Genomic DNA, 16,685 nt, shown 5'->3' on the forward strand with positions numbered 1-16,685 from the left:
TCGCATCGCCCTTCCGGCCGCCTGACGGCCCTGATTTTCCGAGCCTTTCATGACCGACACCACCGACAAGACCGCAGCCGCCGACTATTCCAAGACGCTGCTGCTGCCGGAAACCGAATTCCCCATGCGCGGCGGCCTGCCGAAGAAGGAGCCGGAGCTGCTGGAGCGCTGGAAGCGCCTCGGCCTCTATTCCCGCCTGCGCGAGGTGGGGCGCGGCCGCCCGCGTTTCGTGCTGCACGACGGCCCGCCCTATGCCAACGGCAACATCCACATCGGCCACGCGCTGAACAAGATCCTGAAGGACGTGGTGACCCGCTCCCAGCAGATGCTGGGCCACGATTCCAACTATGTGCCCGGCTGGGACTGCCACGGCCTGCCCATCGAATGGAAGATCGAGGAAGAGAACTACCGCAAGAAGGGCAAGGCCAAGCCGGACTTCTCCGATGCCGAAGCCATGGTGGCCTTCCGCCAGGAATGCCGCGCCTTCGCCCAGCACTGGCTGGACACCCAGCGCGAGGAGTTCAAGCGGCTCGGCGTGGAAGGCGACTGGGATCACCCCTACACCACCATGGCGTTCGCCGCCGAGGCGCAGATCGCCCGCGAGATCATGAAGTTCGCGGAAAACGGCCTGCTCTATCGCGGCTCCAAGCCGGTGATGTGGTCGGTGGTGGAAAAGACCGCCTTGGCCGAGGCCGAGGTGGAATACCACGACTTCACCAGCGACACCGTATGGGTGAAGTTCCCGGTGATGTCCGGCGTCAAGGATGACCTCGGCGGCGCCTGTGTGGTGATCTGGACCACCACCCCCTGGACCATGCCTGGCAACCGGGCCATCTCCTATTCTTCCAAGATCGCCTATGGCGTTTATGAGGTGACCGAGGCCCCCGCCGACAATTGGGCCAAGGTCGGCGACCGGCTGATCCTCTCCGACACCTTGGCAGAGGACGTCTTCCGGCAGGCCCGCGTCACCGGGTTCACCAAGGAGCGCGCGCTGGAACCGCGGGAACTGGCGGAGCTCGTATGCTTCCACCCGCTCGCTCAGCTCGGCCTTGGCGGCTATGACTTCAAGGTGCCGCTTATCGAGTCCGACCACGTCACGGACGACGCCGGCACCGGCTTCGTCCACACGGCCCCGGGGCACGGCCGCGAAGACTTCGAGGCCTGGGTGGCCCATCGCCGCTGGCTGGAGGAGCGCGGCATCAACCCCGCCATCCCCTATACAGTGGATGAGGACAGCTTCTACACCGCCCAGGCGCCCGGCTTTGCCGGCAAGCGCGTCATCACCGAGAAGGGCGAGAAGGGCGACGCCAATGGCGCCGTCATCGAGGCCCTGGTGGCGGCCGGCAACCTGCTCGCGCGCGGGCGGGTGAAGCACCAGTATCCCCATTCCTGGCGCTCCAAGAAGCCGGTCATCTTCCGCAACACGCCCCAATGGTTCATCGCCATGGACCAGGACATCCGCAAGGGTGACGGCACCGCGGCGGTCCGCCCGGCCACCCTCAACGGCAACGTGCCCGACACCCTGCGCGAGCGGGCGCTGGCCGGCATCAAGACCGTGGAATGGGTGCCGGCGGCGGGTGAGAACCGCATCACCGGCATGATCGCCAACCGGCCCGACTGGGTGGTGTCGCGCCAGCGCGCCTGGGGCGTGCCCATTGCCGTGTTCGTCAAGGAGAAGGGCGACGGGGCGGTGGAGATCCTGCGCGATCCCGCCGTCAACGCCCGCATCGCCGAAGCGTTCGAGGCGGAGGGCGCCGACGCCTGGTTCAAGGAGGGGGCCAGCGCCCGCTTCCTGGGCGAACGCGCGGATGAAAGCTGGGTCAAGGTCAACGACGTGCTCGACGTGTGGTTCGACAGCGGCTCCACCCACACCTTCACCCTGGAGGTGCGCCCGGACCTGAAGGCGGTGCGGCCGCCGGAGGGCGATGACCGGGTGATGTATCTGGAAGGCTCGGACCAGCATCGCGGCTGGTTCCATTCCTCGCTGCTCGAGAGCTGCGGCACCCGCGGCCGCCCGCCCTATGATGCAGTGTTGACCCACGGCTTCGTGCTCGACGAGGACGGGCGCAAGATGTCCAAGTCCCTGGGCAACGTCACCGCCCCGCAGGAGGTCATCAAGGCCTCCGGCGCCGACATCCTGCGCCTGTGGGTGTGCGCTTCCGACTATTCGGACGATCTGCGCATCGGCCCGGAGATCCTGAAGACCACCGCCGACACCTATCGCAAGCTGCGCAACACCCTGCGCTGGCTTTTGGGCTCGCTGCACCATTACCGGCCGGACGAGCGGGTGGCGTTTGCCGAGATGCCGTCGCTGGAGCGTTTTATCCTCAACCGCCTCAGCGAGCTCGATGGGGAGATCCGCGCCGCCTACCGCGCCTTCGATTACAAGAAGGTGCATGCGCTGCTCACCCAGTTCATGAACATCGAGCTGTCGGCCTTCTATTTCGACGTGCGCAAGGACGCGCTCTATTGCGATCCGTTGTCCTCACTCACCCGCAAGGCCTGCCTGACGGTGCTGGACGAGACCTTCAACCGGCTCGTCACCTGGCTCGCGCCCATCATGCCCTTCACCACGGAAGAGGCGTTCATCGCCCGCACCGGGGATGAAGAGGGCTCGGTGCATCTGCTCACCTTCCCCGAAACGCCAGAGAGCTGGCGTGATCCGGCCCTGGCGGAGCAGTGGCGCAAGGTGCGGCTGGTGCGCCGGGTGGTGCTGGGCGCGCTGGAGGTGGAGCGGGCGCAAAAGCGCATGGGCTCGTCCCTGGAGGCGGCGCCCGAGGTCTATGTGACCGACGAGGCGCTGGCCGATGCCTTTGCCGGGCTCGATCTTGCGGAAATCTGCATCACCTCCGCGGCGACCCTGATCCGCGGTGAAGGCCCCGCCGAGGCGTTCCGGCTGCCGGAGGTGCCCGGCGTCGCCGTAGTGCCGGCCCGGGCCGAGGGCCGCAAGTGCGCCCGCTCGTGGAAGATCTCTCCCGAGGTGGGCGCCGATCCCGAATTTCCCGATGTGACCCCGCGCGATGCGGCGGCGCTGCGGGAATTCTACGCCCGATAGGCCGAGGAGCCCTGTCCATGACCCGCGCCTCCAACCGCATCATTCTCGGACTGCTGGTCGCCTTGCTGGTGCTGGTGGCCGATCAGGTGTCGAAGACCTGGGTGATGGGCTTCACCCAGGACATGGGGCCGGCGCTCTACCCCGTCGCCCCATTCATGGACGTGGTGGCGCTGTGGAATCGCGGCATCAGCTATGGCCTGTTCCAGCAGGGCGACACCGGGCGCTGGGTGCTAGTGGGGGTGAAAGTGGTGGCGGCGCTGTTGTTCACCGTCTGGCTCACCCGCTCCCATCGCACCCTGGAGGCCCTGGCCCTCGGCCTGCTGATCGGCGGTGCGCTGGGCAATGCGGTGGACCGGGTGGTCTATGGGGCGGTGTTCGACTTCATCTCGCTGCACGCCTTCGGCTACCGCTGGTATGTGTTCAACATCGCCGATGTGGCGGTGGTCGTCGGTGTTGCGCTACTGTTGTACGATGCGTTTTTTGGGCGTGCCTCAAAAACGCCGCCCTCAGCGACGCCAATGTCGCCGAAATCCTGAAACCGAGCGCGAGCCACGGAGGGAGCATCATGCGCCTGTGCCCGACATCCCGACCCGCCGTCGCGACCCGAGTGAGATCCATGTCCCGTTCCGCTGCCACGCGCCTGCCTTTCAAGCTGCTCTGCGGTGCCGCGGCACTCGGTGCGGTGATGGCCGGTCCGCTGGCCCCCCGCCCGGCGGCCGCCCAAAGCGACGAATTCACGCCCAACCCTCTGGACAGCGCCATGGAGCTGTTCGGCCTCAAGGAAGAAAAGCCGAAGCCGGAGATCGACTATCGCGAGCGCGCGCCGCTGGTGGTGCCTCCCGCGGCCGCCACCGAGCAGTTGCCTACCCCGGAGCAGCAGGCCTATCGCAACAATCCCGCCTGGCCGAACGATCCCGACGTGGCGCGCCGCAAGCGTGAGGCGGAGGCCGCCAATGCCCCGGTCACCCGCGATGATCCCGGCCGGCCGCTGATGCCGTCCGAGCTGGGACGCGGCCGAAAGAAGATTCTCGGCGTGATCAACCAGCCGAACACCGGCACCCCTGGCGACAGCACCCGCGACGTCGTTTCTCCAAGCGAGCTGGGGTTCACCGGCTGGGCCAGCGGCTTGGGATTCGCCCAGGAAAAGCCGCTGACCTTCAACGGCGAGCCGGAGCGGGAAACCCTGCTGCAGCCGCCCGCGGGCTACCAGACCCCGGCGCCGAACGCCCCCTATGGCGTGGTCGAGAAGAAGAACGAGCCCTTCAAGCTGCCGAACTATTTCGATCGGCAGGACCAGCAGAAGAACTGACGGCCCGGGGCACCGGACCGGGTGGCCTGCGGCCCCGCGCCCCGGCGGCGGGCGACGATGCCCTGTGCGCGCATGACCATGTGGCGCGCTGGAACCCTTCAAATCGCCGACCGGCCCCTGGCCCCGGGGCCGCGACGCCCTATCTATCCTTGACGAGCGTGCCTGCGGGCGCGTGCAATGTCGGAAGATCCTTCACGTGAAGATGAGCCATATCGCCATGGTTGCCATTCTTGCCGCGAGCGCGGCCGCGCTCGCGTCCCGTTCCGCCGCTGCGGCCGGGCCCGATATTTCCCAATTCAAGCTCGACAATGGCCTCGAGGTCATGGTGATCCCCGACCACCGCACCCCGGTGGTGACCCACATGGTGTGGTACAAGGTGGGGTCGGCCGACGAGCAGCCCGGCAAATCGGGCATCGCCCATTTTCTCGAGCACCTGATGTTCAAGGGCACAGAGGCCCACCCCCAGGGTGAGTTCTCGGCCGAGGTGGCGCGCCTGGGCGGCCAGGAAAATGCCTTCACCTCCCACGACTACACCGCCTATTTCCAGCGGGTGGCCAAGGAACACCTGGAAAAGGTGATGGGCTTCGAGGCCGATCGCATGACCGGGCTCAAGCTTTCCGACGAGGTGGTGCTGCCGGAGCGCGACGTGGTGCTGGAAGAGCGCCGCATGCGCACCGACAACGAGCCCAGCGCCCGGCTGGGCGAGATCATGCAGGCCACCAGCTACGTCAACCACCCCTACCAGCACCCCATCATCGGCTGGGAACACGAGATCAAGCAGCTGAACCGCGAGGACGCCCTCGCCTTCTATCAGCGCTATTACGCCCCCAACAACGCGCTGCTGGTGGTGGCGGGCGACGTGGACCCGAACGAGGTGCGCGCGCTGGCCGAGAAGACCTATGGCAAGGTCGCCCGCGCCGACACGCCGCCCCGCAACCGCCCGCAGGAACCGGAGCCGGAAGCCGAGCGCCGGGTCTCCCTGGCCGATGCCCGGGTGGCCCAGCCGAGCGTGCAGCGCTCCTATCTGGTGCCATCCGACCGCACCGCCGCCCCCGGCGAGGCGGAAGCGCTGGAAGTGCTGGCGCAGATTCTCGGCGGCGGTCAGACCGGCCGCCTCTACCGCACCCTCGCGGTGGAGAAGGGCCTCGCAGCCGGCACCGGCGCCTGGTATCAAGGCACCGCCTATGATGCGACCCGCTTCGTCGTCTACGGCACCCCGCGCCCGGAGGTGACGCTGGAGGCCCTGGAAGCGGCCATCGACGCGGTGATCGCCGAAGTGGCCGAAAAGGGCGTGGACGATCTGGAGCTGGCGCGCGCCAAGACCCGGCTGACCGCCGACATGGTCTATGCCCAGGACAATCAGGCCACCCTCGCCCGCATCTATGGCGCCGCCTGGGCCACCGGCATGAGCGCCGACGCGGTGCGCGCCTGGCCGGAGCGGGTGAAGGCGGTTTCCGCAGCCGATGTCCAGGCCGCCGCAAAGCGCTATCTCACGACCAATCGCGCCGTGACGGGACAGCTCAAGCCGGCTCCGGCCGCCGCCGCTGACGCCCCCGCCGGCCCGGGCAAGGCGGGGGATCGCTCGTGACGGGCGCTTCCACCACTGCCGGCCAGACCGCCGGCCGGCCTTTTTCGAGCGCCGGTTGGCTTTTTTTCATGATGGTGACGATGGCTCTCTCCCTCATTTCCACGCCCGCGGCCCAGGCCCAGTCCAGCCGCATCACCGAGGTGACGAGCCCCGGCGGCATCAAGGCCTGGCTGGTGCACGACACCACTTTGCCGCTGATTGCCATGGAGTTCGCTTTCCTCGGCGGCGCCGCCCAGGACGGCCCGCAGAAGATGGGCCTCGCCAACCTTACAGCGGCACTGCTGGACGAGGGCGCCGGCGATCTCGACGCCCAGGCGTTCCAGCGCAAGCTGGCCGACCACGCGGTGGAGCTGCATTTCGATGCCGGCCGCGACGACATGCGCGGCTCTCTGCGCACCCTGTCCGAGAACGCGGATGTGGCGTTCGACCTGCTGCGCCTGTCGGTGAATGCCCCACGCTTCGATGACGAGGCGATCGAGCGGGTGCGGGCGGCGCTGATGGCCTCCCTGCGCCGCCGCTCCACCGAACCCAACGCCATCGCCAACGAGCGCTGGTATGCCCGCGCCTTCCCCGGCCATCCCTATGGCCGGCCGGTGGACGGCACCCTGGAGAGCGTGCCCACCCTCACCCGGGCCGACATCGTTCAGTTCGCTCACAAGACCCTGGCGCGCTCCAACCTGCGGGTGGCGGTGGTGGGCGACATCACCGCCGAGGAGCTGGGCCGGCGGCTGGATGCGGTGTTCGGTGCCCTGCCGGAAGCCGCCGAGCTCGCGCCCATCGCCAACGTCACGCCGCAGCATCTCGGCACCGTCGACATCGTGCCGCTCAACGTGCCGCAGTCGGTGGTGGTGATGGGCACCGTGGGCCTGGAGCGCCAGGACCCGGACTTCATGGCCGCCTACGTCCTCAACCACATTCTCGGCGGCAGTGCCTTCTCCTCACGCCTGTTCAAGGAAGTGCGGGAAGCCCGCGGGCTCGCCTATTCCGTCTATTCCTACCAGGTGGCCCTCGATCATGTGGGCCTGTGGTTCGCCGGCACCGCCACCAAGAACGAGCGGGCGGCCGAATCCATCTCGCTCATCACCTCCGAGTTCCAGCGCATCCTCGATCACGGCCCGACCGCCGAGGAGCTGGCCGAGGCCAAGAGCTACCTGACCGGAAGCTATGCCCTGCGCTTCGACACCTCCTCCAAGGTGGCGGGACAGCTGCTGCAGATCCAGCTCGACAAGCTCGGCATTGATTATATCGACCGCCGCAACGCGCTGGTGGAGGCGGTGACCCTCGACGACATCAAGCGCGTGGCCGGCCGCCTGGCCGATGCCCGCAAGGCGCTGGTGGTGGTGGTGGGCAAGCCGGTCGGCCTCTCCGGCGGCTGAGCGCGGGCCGGTACCGCCGGCGCGGTTCACCATGCCGTCGGCTTTTCAAGACCCGTGGCGGGAATTCCGCCGCCAGGCGGTGCCGCTGCGCCGCCGCTTTGCTATAACCTCGCCCGATCAGGGCAGGCCAAGGAGTTGAGCAACATGGCTCTTGCGCAAGCAGCCACCTCCGCACGCAGCATTGCCGGCATGGCATTGGCGCTGGCAATGGCGGGATGCGCCGCAGGCGAGAACCTGGATGGAGCCTTCGGCGCCCAGGATACCGGCGTGGCCACCGGTCGCGCCGCCGGCGTGTCCAGCGCGGCCACTCCCTCCCTCACCGTGGGGACCGGCGCCGACGCGGTCACCTACAGCTGCCCCTCCGTGACCGTGCGCACCGGCGCCGGCGTGTGGCAGGTGGGCGATGCCAACGGCCTGCGCTACCAGGGCAATGTGGGCCAGCTGGCGCGGGAATGCGCCATCGCCGGCCAGACCATGACCGTGAAGGTGGGCATCGAGGGACGGGTGATCCTTGGCGAGAAGGGCACCCCCGGCACCATCAACGTGCCGGTGCGGATCGCCGTGGTCGAGGAAGGCCCCACCCCGAAGACCATCACCACCAAATTCTTCAAGGTGCCGGTTCAGGTGGCACAGGGCCAGCAACAGGCGCCCTACACGGTGATCGAGGACCAGCTCTCCTTCCCCCTTCCCAAGGTAGACGAGCTTGAGCGCTACGTGATCTACGTGGGTTATGACGCGCAGGGCGAAAAGCCGGCGCCGGCTGCCAGCCGGCCGCGCCGCACCCGCCCGGCCGCGCCCGCCCAGCCCAAGCCGGAGGCCAGCGCGCCCGCCGCGAGCACGCGGGCGACCACCCCCAAGCCCGATCGCGGCCCGCCGGCCGATGACGTGTTCGGACCGCCGCCCTCCGGCCCCACCAGCACCAGTGGCACCAGCAGCAGCGGCGGCGGCTTCACCGCGCCGCCGTCGGGCAACGCCTTCGATCCGCCGCCGAACTGAGTCGCCCCCAGCGGGGCCGCCGTCGGGCGCGACGGCGGAAAGCGTGGGCGGGTGTCAGCCAGCAGTTGACGCCCGCTGCCGATTGCCTATTGTCACCGCCGATACGCTGACCCTGCGGATTCGTGCTTTACGCCGCATCGCCGGGCATCGTTTCGGATGATCCCTGCGGGAGAGACCGGCTGCACCGTTCAAACGGATGCGACGCCGGCGCCGAAGGCGCAACCGCCCCGGAACCGCTCAGGCCAAAGGACCGCAGGGGGACGACGCTCTGGAAAGCAGCCTTGGGGCCTCGTGAAGAGGCGCCGGCTCACCGAAGGAGTAAGCCGCGCCGGTCCACACGGCACGGTGAAATCTCTCAGGTCTCGCAGACAGAGGGGGCGCCGCTGGAACCTTCACGGGTTCTGAGTTTTGGCGCCCTGCTCAGGAGCTGCGATGACAGACGCCGTCGATCCGTTCATAAAAACCCTTCTCCATACCACGCCGCTGTTCGCGGCCCATGTCGCCCTCGGGGCCCGCATCGTGCCGTTCGCCGGCTATGAGATGCCGGTGCAATATCCCGATGGCATCCTCGCCGAGCACCATTGGACGCGCGCCCATGCGGGCCTGTTTGATGTCTCCCACATGGGTCAGGCCCTGCTGGAGGGGCCCGATCACGCCACCACCGCCCGCGCCCTGGAAGCCCTGCTGCCGGCGGACATCCTCAATCTGAAGCCCGGCCAGCAGCGCTATTCCCAGCTGCTGGACGACGCCGGCGGCATCCTTGACGATCTGATGGTCACCCGACCGGTGGATCCGGCAGAGGACGGCCGGCTGCTGCTGGTGGTGAATGCCGCCGGCAAGGCCGCCGATTTCGCCCACATCGCCCGCCACCTGCCCGAGAACGTGCGGCTGACGCCGCAGCCGGATCGGGCGCTCATCGCCATCCAGGGGCCAGAGGCGGTCATCGCGCTGGCGCGCCATTGCGCTGAGGCGGAAGGCCTCGCCTTCATGACGGCGACCCCCGCCCGGTTCGACGGTCTGCCGGTGCACATCTCCCGTTCCGGCTATACCGGCGAGGACGGCTTCGAGATCTCCATGGCGGAGGGGGACGCCCCCGCCATCTGGACCGCGCTCCTCGGCGAGCCGGAGGTGAAGCCCATCGGCCTTGGCGCCCGCGACAGCCTGCGCCTGGAAGCGGGCCTGTGCCTCTACGGCCATGACATCGACACCACCACCTCGCCGGTGGAAGCCGCCCTGGTGTGGTCGATCCAGAAGCGCCGCCGCACCGAGGGCGGCTTCCCCGGCGCCGCGCGCATCCAACAAGAGCTGGCCGAAGGACCGAGCCGGGTGCGGGTGGGCCTGAAGTTGGAAGGCCGCGCCCCCGCCCGTGAAGGCGCCGAGATCGTCCATGACGGCGCGGTGGTGGGCATCGTCACCTCCGGCGGCTTCGCCCCGAGCCTGAACGCGCCCATCGCCATGGGCTATGTGCCCCCCGCCCTCGCGGCGCCCGGCACCGCCCTTCACCTCCTAATGCGCGGCAAGCCGCTTGCCGCCACCGTCACCACCCTTCCCTTCATTCCGGCGCGCTATGCCCGCGCCGCCAAAGCCAATCCCGTGGGGGCCTGAGCCATGAGCAGCGTGCGTTACAGCAAGGACCATGAATATGTGCGCGTCGAGGGCGACACCGGGGTGGTGGGCATTTCCGCCTATGCCCAGAGCCAGCTCGGCGACGTGGTGTTCGTGGAGCTGCCCGAGGTGGGCAAGACCGTGGCCCTGGGCAAGGAAGCCGCGGTGGTGGAGAGCGTGAAGGCGGCGAGTGAGGTCTATGCCCCGGTTTCCGGCGAGGTGGTGGAGGTCAACACCGAGCTGGAAGGCAATCCGGCCCTGGTGAACGAAGAGCCGGAAGGCTCGGGCTGGTTCCTTAAGCTCAAGATCACCAACCCCGCCGAGCTCGACACCCTGATGGACGAGGCCGCCTACAAGGCCTTCCTCGAAACCCTCTGAGGCGCCCCCATGGCACATGATTTCCATGCCACCATAAGGTGGAGCCGGGACGGCGCCGTCTTCACCGACGGCCGTTACTCCCGCGCCCATGTGTGGGCGTTCGATGGGCTGGAGGTGCCTGGCTCCTCCGCGCCCTCCTCGGTGCGGCTGCCCCTCTCCCGCGAGGACGCGGTGGATCCGGAGGAGGCGCTGGTGGCGGCCGCCTCCAGCTGCCACATGCTGTTCGCCCTCGATTTCGCCCGCAAGGCCGGGCTCACCGTGGACAGCTATGAGGATGCGGCCGTGGGAGAATTGACCCCCAACGCCGCCGGCAAGCTGTTCCTGTCCCGCGTCACCCTCACTCCGGTGATGACGGTTTCCGGCGAGACAATCCCCACCGAGGAAGAGCTCGCCGCCATCCACCACAAGGCACATGCGGAATGCTACGTGGCCCATTCCCTGCGCGCCGAGATGGTCATCCTTCCGCGCGTCGTGAAGGCCTGAGGGACCCCCATGCGTTATCTTCCCCTCACCGCCGAGGACCGCGCCGAGATGCTGGCGCGCATCGGCGTTCCCACCGTCGACGACCTGTTCGTCGATATTCCCGCCGACAAGCGCATGAGCGCTTTGCCCGACCTGCCGCCCGCCAAGGGTGAGCTGGAGGTGGAACGGCAGCTGGCGCGCCTTGCCGGGCGCAACATGACGGCCGGCTCCGTGCCCTTCTTCCTGGGCGCCGGCGCCTATCGCCACCATGTGCCCGCCACCGTCGATCACCTGATCCAGCGCTCGGAGTTCCTCACCTCCTACACGCCCTATCAGCCCGAGATCGCCCAGGGCACGCTGCAATATCTGTTCGAGTTCCAGACCCAGGTGGCCGCCCTCACCGCCATGGAGGTGGCCAACGCCTCCATGTATGACGGCTCCACCGCCGCCGCCGAGGCGGTGCTGATGGCCCACCGGGTCACCCGCCGCCGCAAGGCGGTGCTGGCGGGCAATCTCAATCCCCAGTATCGCGCCACCATCGAGACCGTCTCGCGTTATGCGGACGACATGGTCACGGCACTGCCGGCCCGGCCGGAGGGGGGCGAGGACCTCATCGCCGGCATCGACAAGGACACCTCCTGCATCGTGGTGCAGAGCCCGGACGTGTTCGGCAACCTGGTGGACCTGAAGCCCATCGCGGAAGCGGCCCATGCCGCCGGCGCGCTGCTGGTGGCGGTGTTCACCGAGGCGGTCGCCCTCGGCCTGGTGGAGCCCCCCGGTGCCCAGGGCGCGGACATCGTGGTGGGCGAGGGCCAGTCCATCGGCAACGCCCTCAATTTCGGCGGGCCCTATGTGGGCCTGTTCGCCACCCGCCAGAAATATGTGCGGCAGATGCCCGGCCGCCTCGCCGGCGAGACGGTGGATGCCGAGGGCCGGCGCGGCTTCGTGCTCACCCTCTCCACCCGCGAGCAGCATATCCGCCGCGAGAAGGCGACGTCCAACATCTGCACCAATTCGGGGCTGTGCGCGCTCGCCTTCACCATCCACATGTCCCTGCTCGGCGAACAGGGCCTCACCAAGCTCGCCCGGCTCAACCATGAAGCCGCCTGCGATCTCGCCGAACAGCTCGCGGCAGTGCCCGGCGTGAGCCTCGTCAACACCAGCTTCTTCAACGAATTCACCGTGCGCCTGCCGCGCCCGGCGGTGGATGTGGTGGAGGAGCTGGCGCGGAAGGGCATTCTGGCCGGCGTGCCCTATGCCCGCCTCGCCCCGGCTGCGGGGCTCGACAATTTGCTGCTGGTGGCGGCCACCGAGGTGACCACCGCAGAGGACCGCGCCGCGTTCGCCGCGGCCCTCAAGGAGGTGCTGTGATGAACCGCGAAGGCCGGGGCGCCACCGCGCCCGCTCCCCTCTCCACCCCTGCCCCCACCCCTGCCCCCGAAACCTTCACCGGCAACCGGGCCCTCGATCTCGAGGAAGGCCTGCTGTTCGAGGTGGGCCGCCCGGAAGTGTCCGGCGTCGACCTGCCCGCGCCCAAGGGCGGCGCCGACCGCCTGGGCGGCCACGGCCGCACCGCCGCGCTCGGCCTGCCGGGGCTGAGCGAACCGGAGGCCATGCGCCATTACGTGCGCCTGTCGCGCATGAATTACGGCATCGACAGCGGCCTCTTCCCGCTCGGCTCGTGCACCATGAAGCACAACCCGCGCCTCAATGAAAAGATGGCGCGGCTGCCCGGCTTTGCCGACATCCACCCGCTGCAGCCGGTCTCCACCGTGCAGGGGGCGCTGGCGCTCATGGCAGAGCTGTCGCGCTATCTGCTGGCGCTCACCGGCATGGCGGCGGTGGCCCTGCCGCCCAAGGCCGGGGCCCATGGCGAGCTCACCGGCATGATGGCCATCAAGGCCGCGCACATGGCGGCGGGCTCCAGCCGCCATGTGGTGCTGGTGCCCGAAAGCGCCCATGGCACCAACCCGGCCACCGCCGCCCTCATCGGCTATGAGGTGCGGGCCATCCCCGCCCGTGCCGATGGCACGGTGGACCCGGAGGCGGTGCGCGCGGCGCTCTCCCCTGAAGTCGCGGCGCTGATGCTCACCAACCCCAACACCTGCGGCCTGTTCGAGCGGGACGTGGTGGAGATCGCCGCCGCCGTGCACGCGGCGGGCGCCTATTTCTACTGCGACGGCGCGAACTTCAACGCCATCCTGGGCAAGGTGAAGGTGGCCGACCTCGGGGTCGATGCCATGCACATCAACCTGCACAAGACCTTCTCCACACCCCACGGCGGCGGCGGTCCCGGCGCCGGACCGGTGGTGCTGTCCCAGGCGCTGGCGCCGTTCGCCCCGGTGCCGGCCCTTGTGGAGACCGACGGCACCCTGACCCTGGCGGAAGAGCGGGGCGACACCGGCGCAGAACAGGCGCTCGGCCGCATGAGCGCATTCCACGGGCAGATGGGCATGTTCGTGCGGGCTCTCGCCTGGATGCTCTCCCATGGCGCCGACGGCATGCGCCAGGCGTCGGAAGATGCGGTGCTGGCCGCCAATTACGTGCGCGCCAGCCTCATGGACCTGCTCTCGGCCCCGTTCGCCGAGCGCCCGGCCATGCATGAGGCGCTGTTCGACGACACCTGGCTCGCCGGCACCGGCATCAGCACCTTGGACGTGGCGAAGGCACTCATCGACGAGGGCTATCACCCGATGACGGTGTATTTCCCGCTGGTGGTGCACGGGGCCATGCTCATCGAGCCCACCGAGAGCGAATCGAAGGCGTCCCTCGACCTGTTCATCGCCGCCTTGCGAGACCTCGCCATGGCGGCCAAGGCCGGAGACACCGAGCGCTTCCTCGGCGCGCCGCACTATGCCCCGCGTCGGCGGCTGGACGAGACCCGCGCCGCCCGTGCCCCAGTGCTGCGCTGGACCGCACCGGAGCCCCTGCCCGACGCGGCGGAGTAGCACCGGCCCGCGGACAAGCCCCTGAAACGCAAACGCCCCGGTCGGATCAGCTCCGGCCGGGGCGTTGTGTTTCACACTGGTGCAGGCCGTCAGGAGGATAGGACGGCGTCAGGCGAACGCGCCGGGCCCGCGGCAAGACCCGCGAGAGAGAACACCCGTGCGAAGCCGACCGGCGCACAGGGCGGACCGCGCCGCTCCGGCGTTCACCGTGTGCCGCGCCTCGCGACACACGGGACCCACCCGCTCAGCTGCCCTGGGGCCCGTTGCCGGGCTTGGCGGTCAGGGCCAGGATGCGCTTGGCCACGAAGATGGAAGCGGGAATCGCCAGCACCGCGCCGATGGCCGCGGCGATTGGAATGGCCCGCATGTCCTCCTGCGCCGGGGTCGGAACGTTCAGCACGACCATCACCAGAATGCCGGCAAACGCCACCGCCAGAACCGACCAGATGAGAACTGCAACTTTCAGCACGGCACACCTCCTCCTTGGAAGCGCTCAATATATTTCCAAAACATCACTTTCGCTTGACCTCGATCAAGGGAAAGCGACCCCTGCGTCACCTCGCCCCAGGATGGCAGCGCCGGCCACGAACGCCCTTAAGGTGCCGCCGACCGGTGTGATGCTGCAACCCGCAGCCACACGGCTCAGAACCGCGTTCCCGTTTCGGGCCGCGGAGCACGCCGCACCCGCACCGCGGGCGTTACGTTGGGCGAAGGTGAGAGTGGATATGACGGCATTCTGGAATGAACGCTATACGCGCGAGGATTATCTCTTCGGCGTTGCCCCCAATGCGTTTCTGGCCCGGCAGGCGCCGCGGCTCACCGCCGGCGGCCGGGCCCTGGCCATTGCCGACGGCGAAGGCCGCAACGGCATCTGGCTAGCCGAGCAGGGCCTTTCGGTGCATGCGGTGGATGCCTCCAGCGTCGCCCAGGACAAGGCCCGCCGCCTCGCCGCCGAACGGGGGGTGAGCCTCGAGCTGGAGCTGGTGGACCTCGCCGATTGGACCTGGCCCGAGGCCGCCTATGACGTGATTGCCGGCATCTTCATCCAGTTTCTCGGCCCGGAGCCGCGGGCGAAGATGTTCGAAGGCATTCGCCGCGCCCTCAAGCCCGGCGGCCTGCTCCTGCTGGAGGGCTATGGCCCCAAGCAGCTGGAGTATCGCACCGGCGGACCGGGTCAGCGCGACAATCTTTATACGGAAGAGCTGCTGCGCGATGCCTTTGCCGACCTGGAGATCGTGGAGCTGGTGAGCTACGACGCCGAGATCGCCGAGGGCGCCGCCCACAACGGCCTGTCGGCGCTGGTGGACCTGGTGGCCCGCAAGCCGGCCTGAACGCCGACACCAGCGGCGACGCGATAGCCGCCACGCCGGTGCATCACGAACACCTCCCCGTCGTGCGCCTTTCGTCTTATATGAGCGGGGCGCGCCCTGCCGCGCCGCCGCAACGTCCCAAGGAGCCCGTCATGGCCGCATCCCAGCCTCTTGCGCACACGCCCACGCCCGCCTTCACCCTTCTGCGCGAGAAAATGCTGATTGGCGGCCAATGGGTGGACGCGGACGATGGCGCGACCATCGCCGTTCACAATCCCGCCACCGGCGCCCTCATCGGCTCCATCCCCAAGGCCGGCGCCGCCGAGACCCGGCGCGCCATCGAGGCCGCCTCAGCCGCCTTCCGGCTCTGGAAGGCGCTGACCGCCGCCGAGCGGGCCGCCAAGCTGCACAAGCTGGCCGACCTCATCATCGCCCATACCGAGGAACTGGCGGTGCTGCTCACCACCGAGCAGGGCAAGCCGCTGGCCGAGGCCCGTGGCGAAATCGGCGCCTCCGCCGCCTATGTGCGCTGGTTCGCCGAGGAAGCCCGGCGCATCTATGGCGATGTCATCCCCTCCCCCTGGGCCAACCGCCGCATCATGGTGACCAAGGAGCCGGTGGGCGTCTGCGCCGCCGTGACACCCTGGAACTTCCCCTCCTCCATGCTCTCGCGCAAGATCGGCGCGGCGCTGGCCGCGGGCTGCACGGTGGTGGCGAAGCCCTCCGAGCTCACCCCCTATTCGGGCCTGGCCTGGGGCGTGCTGGCGGAGATGGCGGGCATTCCGTCCGGCGTCGTCAACATCGTGGTGGGCGATGCCCCGGCCATCGGCGCCGAAATGACCGCCAACCCGCTGGTGAAGAAGGTGACGTTCACCGGCTCCACCCCGGTGGGCAAGCTGCTCATGAAGCAGTCGGCGGACACCATGAAGAAGATCTCCATGGAGCTCGGCGGCAACGCCCCCTTCCTGGTGTTCGACGATGCCGACCTCGACCTCGCCGTGGAGCAGGCCATTGCTTCCAAGTTCCGCAACGTGGGCCAGACCTGCGTGTGCGCCAACCGCTTCTATGTGCAGGCCGGCATTTATGACGCCTTCGCCGCCAGATTCGCCGAGGCTGCCAAAAAGCTGAAGATCGGCAATGGCCTGGATGAGGGCGTCACCGCCGGTCCGCTGATCGACGACCGGGCGCTCGCCAAGGTGAACCGGCTGTTGAAGGACGCCCTGGACAAGGGCGCCAAGGTCGTCACCGGCGGCCAGCAGCCGGCCCAGGGCGGCACCTTCTTCGAGCCCACGGTGCTCACCGGCGCCACCCAGGACATGGCGTTCGCCCGCGATGAGATCTTCGGCCCGCTGGCGCCGCTGTTCAAGTTTGAGACCGAGGAAGAGGCGGTCTCCTACGCCAACGCCACGGAATACGGCCTCGCCTGCTATTTCTTCACCAAGGACCTCGGCCGCGCCTTCCGCGTGTCCGAGCAGCTGGAATATGGCCAGGTGGGCGTCAATGCCGGCGTGCTCACCACCGAAGTCGCCCCGTTCGGCGGCGTGAAGGAGAGCGGCATGGGCCGCGAGGGCTCCAAATACGGCTGCGACGACTATCTCAACATCAAGTATGTGTGCGTCGGCGGCATCTGAGCCCCGCCAGAATCAAAGCCCCCACCC

The 16,685-nt window shown here is 68.6% G+C and carries 14 protein-coding genes and 2 riboswitches; of the genes, 13 read left to right on the forward strand and 1 reads right to left on the reverse strand.

Annotated features, from left to right (window positions below):
* The first annotated feature begins 49 nt into the window (after positions 1-49).
* The 11 genes from ileS to gcvPB all read left to right on the forward strand — a co-directional run bounded on the left by ileS (position 50) and on the right by gcvPB (position 13,717).
* A complete protein-coding gene (ileS, locus tag MEU52_RS03225; RefSeq protein WP_238120171.1) occupies positions 50-3,055 on the forward strand; it encodes an isoleucine--tRNA ligase in 3,006 nt (1,001 codons plus the stop codon).
* Positions 3,056-3,072: 17 nt separating this feature from the next.
* Positions 3,073-3,591, forward strand: a complete 519-nt coding sequence (lspA, locus tag MEU52_RS03230; protein ID WP_238120170.1) for a signal peptidase II — start codon at positions 3,073-3,075, stop codon at positions 3,589-3,591.
* Between the two features lie 80 nt (positions 3,592-3,671).
* A complete protein-coding gene (locus MEU52_RS03235) occupies positions 3,672-4,364 on the forward strand; it encodes a hypothetical protein (protein ID WP_238120169.1) in 693 nt (230 codons plus the stop codon).
* 202 nt (positions 4,365-4,566) lie between these two features.
* On the forward strand, positions 4,567-5,952 hold the full coding sequence (locus MEU52_RS03240) for a M16 family metallopeptidase (protein WP_238120305.1): 1,386 nt from the start codon (positions 4,567-4,569) through the stop codon (positions 5,950-5,952).
* Between the two features lie 80 nt (positions 5,953-6,032).
* Positions 6,033-7,328, forward strand: a complete 1,296-nt coding sequence (locus MEU52_RS03245; RefSeq protein ID WP_238120168.1) for a M16 family metallopeptidase — start codon at positions 6,033-6,035, stop codon at positions 7,326-7,328.
* Between the two features lie 144 nt (positions 7,329-7,472).
* Positions 7,473-8,324: a hypothetical protein gene (locus MEU52_RS03250; protein ID WP_238120167.1), complete on the forward strand. Its 852-nt coding sequence runs from the start codon at positions 7,473-7,475 to the stop codon at positions 8,322-8,324.
* Between the two features lie 156 nt (positions 8,325-8,480).
* A riboswitch (glycine riboswitch) is annotated at positions 8,481-8,587 on the forward strand.
* Positions 8,588-8,590: 3 nt separating this feature from the next.
* Positions 8,591-8,698, forward strand: a riboswitch (glycine riboswitch).
* A gap of 58 nt (positions 8,699-8,756) precedes the next feature.
* Entirely contained in the window at positions 8,757-9,929 is a 1,173-nt protein-coding gene (gene gcvT / locus MEU52_RS03255) for a glycine cleavage system aminomethyltransferase GcvT (RefSeq protein WP_238120166.1), read from the forward strand.
* A 3-nt stretch (positions 9,930-9,932) separates the two neighbouring features.
* Complete coding sequence (gene gcvH / locus MEU52_RS03260; RefSeq protein ID WP_238120165.1) at positions 9,933-10,307, forward strand: glycine cleavage system protein GcvH; 375 nt, start codon at positions 9,933-9,935, stop codon at positions 10,305-10,307.
* Between the two features lie 9 nt (positions 10,308-10,316).
* On the forward strand, positions 10,317-10,790 hold the full coding sequence (locus tag MEU52_RS03265) for an OsmC family protein (protein ID WP_238120164.1): 474 nt from the start codon (positions 10,317-10,319) through the stop codon (positions 10,788-10,790).
* A gap of 9 nt (positions 10,791-10,799) precedes the next feature.
* On the forward strand, positions 10,800-12,140 hold the full coding sequence (gene gcvPA / locus MEU52_RS03270; RefSeq protein ID WP_238120163.1) for an aminomethyl-transferring glycine dehydrogenase subunit GcvPA: 1,341 nt from the start codon (positions 10,800-10,802) through the stop codon (positions 12,138-12,140).
* A complete protein-coding gene (gene gcvPB / locus MEU52_RS03275; protein WP_238120162.1) occupies positions 12,140-13,717 on the forward strand; it encodes an aminomethyl-transferring glycine dehydrogenase subunit GcvPB in 1,578 nt (525 codons plus the stop codon). The genes gcvPA and gcvPB overlap by 1 nt, the downstream gene beginning before the upstream one ends.
* Positions 13,718-13,961: 244 nt before the next feature.
* Here the strand turns inward: gcvPB and MEU52_RS03280 are convergent, their stop codons facing one another.
* Complete coding sequence (locus MEU52_RS03280) at positions 13,962-14,186, reverse strand: hypothetical protein (protein WP_238120161.1); 225 nt, start codon at positions 14,184-14,186, stop codon at positions 13,962-13,964.
* Between the two features lie 256 nt (positions 14,187-14,442).
* Between MEU52_RS03280 and MEU52_RS03285 the strand changes: the two genes are divergently transcribed.
* Both MEU52_RS03285 and MEU52_RS03290 read left to right on the forward strand, forming a co-directional pair.
* A complete protein-coding gene (locus MEU52_RS03285; RefSeq protein ID WP_238120160.1) occupies positions 14,443-15,048 on the forward strand; it encodes an SAM-dependent methyltransferase in 606 nt (201 codons plus the stop codon).
* A 131-nt stretch (positions 15,049-15,179) separates the two neighbouring features.
* On the forward strand, positions 15,180-16,658 hold the full coding sequence (locus MEU52_RS03290) for an NAD-dependent succinate-semialdehyde dehydrogenase (protein WP_273546042.1): 1,479 nt from the start codon (positions 15,180-15,182) through the stop codon (positions 16,656-16,658).
* Positions 16,659-16,685: the final 27 nt, after the last annotated feature.

Source organism: Xanthobacter sp. NM-25 (assembly GCF_022138605.1).
Classification (GTDB): domain Bacteria; phylum Pseudomonadota; class Alphaproteobacteria; order Rhizobiales; family Xanthobacteraceae; genus Xanthobacter.

Coding starts and splice junctions, on each gene's coding strand:
- MEU52_RS03250 (WP_238120167.1), top strand. CDS start 7,473: ATGGCTCTTGCGCAAGCAGCCACCTCCGCACGCAGCATTGCCGGCATG.
- MEU52_RS03245 (WP_238120168.1), top strand. CDS start 6,033: ATGGCTCTCTCCCTCATTTCCACGCCCGCGGCCCAGGCCCAGTCCAGC.
- gcvPA (WP_238120163.1), top strand. CDS start 10,800: ATGCGTTATCTTCCCCTCACCGCCGAGGACCGCGCCGAGATGCTGGCG.
- gcvT (WP_238120166.1), top strand. CDS start 8,757: ATGACAGACGCCGTCGATCCGTTCATAAAAACCCTTCTCCATACCACG.
- MEU52_RS03235 (WP_238120169.1), top strand. CDS start 3,672: ATGTCCCGTTCCGCTGCCACGCGCCTGCCTTTCAAGCTGCTCTGCGGT.
- MEU52_RS03265 (WP_238120164.1), top strand. CDS start 10,317: ATGGCACATGATTTCCATGCCACCATAAGGTGGAGCCGGGACGGCGCC.
- MEU52_RS03285 (WP_238120160.1), top strand. CDS start 14,443: ATGACGGCATTCTGGAATGAACGCTATACGCGCGAGGATTATCTCTTC.
- gcvH (WP_238120165.1), top strand. CDS start 9,933: ATGAGCAGCGTGCGTTACAGCAAGGACCATGAATATGTGCGCGTCGAG.
- lspA (WP_238120170.1), top strand. CDS start 3,073: ATGACCCGCGCCTCCAACCGCATCATTCTCGGACTGCTGGTCGCCTTG.
- MEU52_RS03290 (WP_273546042.1), top strand. CDS start 15,180: ATGGCCGCATCCCAGCCTCTTGCGCACACGCCCACGCCCGCCTTCACC.
- gcvPB (WP_238120162.1), top strand. CDS start 12,140: ATGAACCGCGAAGGCCGGGGCGCCACCGCGCCCGCTCCCCTCTCCACC.
- MEU52_RS03240 (WP_238120305.1), top strand. CDS start 4,567: ATGAGCCATATCGCCATGGTTGCCATTCTTGCCGCGAGCGCGGCCGCG.
- ileS (WP_238120171.1), top strand. CDS start 50: ATGACCGACACCACCGACAAGACCGCAGCCGCCGACTATTCCAAGACG.